Here is a 4905-nt window from a genome sequence, read left to right on the forward strand (position 1 = left end):
ATTTCTGTATGCCGAAGGCTACGAAGATTAATACCATCACCCACCGGAGGATCGCGAGCAACCGATATGAGCCGACGCCCTTCTCCGCGACGTAAAAAAGATTTGACATGATTCCCTTTCTTGTATGATGCGACCCGCAGAAGAAGAAGCGGTCGGCCGCTGAACCAAAGTGTCTCAACCTTGTCGCTAATTCGGTCGCGCCGACACAGCGGTTACACTCATTAGGTTTTTTTAAGTTGCTCGAAGTCACTCACAATTTTGTTGTTCAATAGCGTCATTGAATTTACGGTCGACCGCGACGCTCATGCTACCACCGGGCAAGACGCGGCAATATGGCGCGTGTCCCCACGATCACGGTACCACAGCCGACGCTATACCAGACGGCGATATACAACGGATCATCAAAGGGGCACGCAAACACAAAGATAAATGCCCCCCATGCGGCGGCGGCGATCCCGACGAGCAACGCCGTCCCGACCCTGTCGATTGGTGCGCCGCGACACATCAGCACGCCGAGCGCCAGCACGGGCGGTATCGACAGGGCTATCATCTTGCCTGCGCACTGGACGCCGTCGGTCCAGTCGATCCTACGGATGACGCTCCGTATCTCGTCGGGGCCTGCGTCAAAGCATAGGCCTGCAGCAAGACAAACCGTGACGATCAAGAATACCCACCGCAGGTCACGGCGTGCTGAGTAGGTCGGTGCGAACGACAGGATCGCCAGGATACCGCTGATCCCGGCAATCAGCCCCAGGCTCGCGAGCCGCCACCAGAAGGTCGGCTGTTTCATCATCATGGGCATATCCGGCCGAGCGGCTCCCACGGCGAAGAACACGATGATCTCCGCCGCGCAAATCAATGCGACGGCGACGAGGTCAACCCAAACACGCCGCCGGCGAACGGGCTTCAGGCCCGCCGCGAGCTCATCAATCAAGGATTCATGGGGCATCGGATAGCCCTCGAACGGACGCAGATCGCGATCCGATGTCCCGCCGGATTTTGCCGAGGCGCACCGCATCTGCAAGCGATGGGCTTTTTCGAGCTGCCAACCGGGCCATATCGCGCGCCTCGCTCTCTACCTCCGGGCCGTAATTGTTTTTCACGTAACGGGCATCTCAACCGGCATCGTCGTTCAGGGTCCTTTGTACCAAGGAGGGTGTCAGGATTTGCGGAAGTACGACTGGTGTTCCCTGGTCTGCCGGATAGTAAACGTAGAGCGGCACGCCATCCCGATGTTGCGCCTCGAGATACTCGGTTATTGCGGGATCCCGATTGGTCCAATCGCCTGTCATGACGACGACGTGGTGCGCGCGTATCTCGGCCCTTGCGACACCTGAATCCAACACGACCCGCTCGTTCACCAAACAGGTGATGCACCAGGCTGCTGACATATCGATCAAGACCGGCGTTCCAGCCGCGCGCAGGCTCGTGAGTTTTGCGGCGGAATAGGGGACGGTACTTGCTCTGGACATATCGCCGGACATATCGCTGCTTGCTTGCCCAGTCGTAATGAGCGGCAGTAGCGCGAGGGTTCCAATCGCGGCTGCGAGCCTTGTCGAAAAAGGAACCCAGCCGGAGAATTTCAGCAACCAGAGCGCGAAACCGAGGAGCACGGCGCCGGCCGCCGCCATAAAAACCCCTGTGGGCCCTGCCTGTAGAGCGACGACCCAAAGAAGCCAGACGGCGGTCGCGAACATGGGAAAGGCCAGGATCTGCCGAACAACGATCATCCATTGGCCGGGCCGCGGCAGGAGCTGGCCCAATTGAGGAAAGAAGCCAATCAACAGGAATGGCAACGCCATCCCAATGCCAAGCAGGAAAAAGATTCCGAGCCCAAAGATGGGCGGGGCGGCCAAGGCGGACGCAATGGCCGCTCCCATGAAAGGCGCCGTGCAGGGAGTCGCCACAGCGACCGCGACGAGCCCCGTCACGAAGCTTCCTACCAAGCCGCCACGGGCTGCTAGTGTCGAACCGATGCCGGAGAAGCGCGAACTGAAGTCAAATACCCCAGCGAGGTTCAATCCGATCCCAAAGACAAGCCACATGGTAAATGTGACGAAAGCCGGCGACTGCAGTTGAAAGCCCCAGCCTAGCTCCGTTCCAGCGGCCCGCAGGCTCTCCAGCACGCCGCCGATGACCAAGATTGTCACAACAACACCCGCCGTATAGGCCAATGCCTGTGCTCGGACAGAAGACCTCGCTTCTCCACCAAGCCTCGCCACACCGAATGCCTTGATGGCAAGCACCGGGAAGACGCATGGCATGAGGTTAAGAAGCATTCCGCCGATCAACGCTCCGATCGCCGGCCAAAGCCAGGTCAGTCCGGCACCTTGTGTTCCCGAGCGTGCAGCGGCCGCCGGCACGGCAACCGTGAATGCCCGCTTGGCGCCGGTTGCATCGGTTATCTCGAGAACGCCGTTCAGGGGCCTCCCCGGACGCCATTTGAGTCGCTTCAGAGCCAGCGAAAATCCGTTAGGTCCAAGCTCTAGGCGTTGCGGTGCGGCATTGACGATGGCGTCCACCTGGTCCGGGAAAAAATGTGCCTCCTTGACGCCGCCTTGCGCCAGCCCCTGGCCACTGACAATCAACCTCCCGGCCGGCGTGACTTTCGTTGTGAAACGCGCGGGCACGGGATCGGCCGCGCGAGCGGCCGCAAAAAGTGGAGCCACTGCAGAAGACAGCGTTTGACCCATCGGCAAGTGGAGTGCGAACGTCGCCTGTTGGGGAACGCAGATAACGGCGCTGCAGACGAGCCAGCGAGCAGCAGCCTGCACGTTAACACCTTGCGCAGGCACTGGCTGCGAGAGCGATGCCGAAAATGGCAGCAGCACAGTCCCGCTAACTACATAATCGCCGAGTGAATTGGCGACCAGCCAGTCAGGTGCCGGCCATTCGAACGCGCCCGCCAAGCTGTGGTCCGGCTGCGTCATGGTAAGCTGAGGTGGCGCCCCCGCATCACCAGCATTCTTCCAGTAGATGTGCCATCCCTTCGACAGCCGGAACAGCAAGCCGAGCTTCACCGGTGAACCACGAAAGCCGTCGCTGTCCGACACGACCGAGACCGTGTCTTCATGGCTGACGAAGCGGTTGCTCTCGGCGGCCTGTGCCACGATCGGTATGGCCAGGGGGCCTATCAGCATCACGGCAAAGAGTAACCGTCGGATCATCGGTGCCCACTCCCTCGTTGCATGAAAGGCCTCGCCGGCCGGGACAAGATTTCGGCGCGCCATACTCAATCAGTCCCGTGCGGCAGCAAGGATCTCTCCATCAGGGCGTTGGACAAGAACAGCGAACTTCGTTCCTGCCGGCGCTGGAATCTCCTTCTGCAGCGCGCCCCCATTCCAGGTGCCAAGGGTGGTTATGCTGCGAACGACGTTCACCTCGGTCAGCGTCGCTCCGCCATTCTCGCCGCCGCGGACCCTGGTCGTGCGCTCCGGATCGAAGCCGAACAGCCATACAGTAGCCCCCCCGGTTCCAGGCCCGACATGAACCGAGACCCGGCCGTCGGGGGCACTCACCGAAACCGGTATCGTGCCATCTTTGCCGATCGTTGCTTTCGCTTGCCTGATCGCAGCAGCCATGGCGCCGCTATCGGAACCGACGAACTGCACCTTGCCGTCGACAACGGCCTCAGGCGTGTAGACCTCCGAGCTGCCCCCGAGGGAGGCATACCGGTTCTGGAGATCCGTGGCGCCCTGGAGGGAAAAGGGATCGGTCCAGAGGGCATTATCCCAGTACGTCACATGCAGGTCCAAAGCGAGGACGTCTGGGTCTGCCGCCTGAACATGCCGCAGCAGGGCGTCCGCCGGCGGGCAGTCGGAACAGCCCTGCGATGTGAATAGCTCCACCACGACCGGCCGCGGCGCGGCAAACGCCGTCCCCGTCATCAACCCAAAAACAGCGATACTTGCGAGAATGCGCATTTTCATGATCCACTGAACCAGTTGTAACCTTGTCGTTCCCAGTAGCCGCCGGTCCATTGATTCGTGACTTCCATGGCGACGATGGATTTGGGATTCTTGAAGCCGAGCTTTGTTGGAATGCGCAGCCGCACCGGCGCGCCGAATGGTGCCGTGAGCGGCCCGCCAAGGAAATCGAGGGCGAGGATGGTTTGCGGGTGCAACGCCGATTCCATATCGATGCTGGTGTAATATCCATCGGCGCATTTGAACGAGACGTACCGCGCTCGCGTGTCGGCATTCACCGCGCGCAGAAAATGCCGCAATGGCACGCCGCTCCACTGGCCGATCACTCGCCACCCCTCGACGCAGATGAAACGGGTGATTTGACTCTCCTGCGGCAGGGCGCGGAGTTGGTCGATGCGCCACGCCTGCTTGTCCCCGATCCGCCCGGCGAGTCCGAGGCGCCAGGTCGCGAGGTCAACCTGTGGCGCCTGTGTGATGTCGTAGAAGGCATTGAACCTTGGGGGGCGGGTAATTTGTGAAGCCTTGAAAGTCGGCGCCAGCGTATGCGGGTTGAAGAGCGCTGTCTGCACTTCGTTGTTCCAGCCGGACATCAGCCGTAGGAACTCATCGGCCACATCAGGATGGTCCGGATCATCGAAATTGCAGGCGGACAGCAGGCTCAACGAGCCAAATGCAAGCGCGCGACCAAAGAGCCGGCGGCGCGCGGGGTCGAATGTCGTCATCAGTGCCGCTCCACATCTGAAAGGCGGCCGCCGGTGATCATCGGCGGCAGCACGCGGGGAACCATCGCCACGAGCAAGATATGCACGGCGAGAAACAGGACGATGCCGGCCATGGCAATGAAGTGCACGACGCGGGATATAAAGAAGCCACCAAACAGATCCGACAGTGGCCAAAGCTGCACGGGCTTCCAGACCGCGAGTCCCGTAAGAACAGCGAGGATGCCGAGCGCGATCACACCGAGATAGAGCAGCCGCTG

The 4905-nt window shown here is 60.9% G+C and carries 5 protein-coding genes; all 5 read right to left on the minus strand.

Annotated elements, in window-relative coordinates:
• Positions 1 to 307 precede the first annotated feature (307 nt).
• Entirely contained in the window at positions 308 to 949 is a 642-nt protein-coding gene (locus VGG64_02280; protein HEY1598402.1) for a DUF1109 domain-containing protein, read from the minus strand.
• 166 nt (positions 950 to 1115) lie between these two features.
• Positions 1116 to 3167, minus strand: coding sequence for a thioredoxin family protein (locus tag VGG64_02285; protein HEY1598403.1), 2052 nt, complete (start codon positions 3165 to 3167; stop codon positions 1116 to 1118).
• 69 nt (positions 3168 to 3236) lie between these two features.
• Complete coding sequence (locus VGG64_02290) at positions 3237 to 3929, minus strand: DUF1223 domain-containing protein (protein ID HEY1598404.1); 693 nt, start codon at positions 3927 to 3929, stop codon at positions 3237 to 3239.
• Positions 3926 to 4648, minus strand: coding sequence for a molybdopterin-dependent oxidoreductase (locus VGG64_02295; protein ID HEY1598405.1), 723 nt, complete (start codon positions 4646 to 4648; stop codon positions 3926 to 3928). The genes VGG64_02290 and VGG64_02295 overlap by 4 nt, the downstream gene beginning before the upstream one ends.
• A partial coding sequence (locus VGG64_02300; GenBank protein HEY1598406.1) for a cytochrome b/b6 domain-containing protein occupies positions 4648 to 4905 on the minus strand: 258 nt, incomplete at its 5' end. The genes VGG64_02295 and VGG64_02300, both read right to left, overlap by 1 nt.

Source organism: Pirellulales bacterium, from assembly GCA_036490175.1.
GTDB lineage: Bacteria > Planctomycetota > Planctomycetia > Pirellulales > JACPPG01 > JACPPG01.

What these genes read in the sequence shown, in the direction of transcription:
- VGG64_02280 (HEY1598402.1), bottom strand. Translation starts at nt 949, where the DNA reads ATGCCCCATGAATCCTTGATTGATGAGCTCGCGGCGGGCCTGAAGCCC.
- VGG64_02285 (HEY1598403.1), bottom strand. Translation starts at nt 3,167, where the DNA reads ATGATCCGACGGTTACTCTTTGCCGTGATGCTGATAGGCCCCCTGGCC.
- VGG64_02290 (HEY1598404.1), bottom strand. Translation starts at nt 3,929, where the DNA reads ATGAAAATGCGCATTCTCGCAAGTATCGCTGTTTTTGGGTTGATGACG.
- VGG64_02295 (HEY1598405.1), bottom strand. Translation starts at nt 4,648, where the DNA reads ATGACGACATTCGACCCCGCGCGCCGCCGGCTCTTTGGTCGCGCGCTT.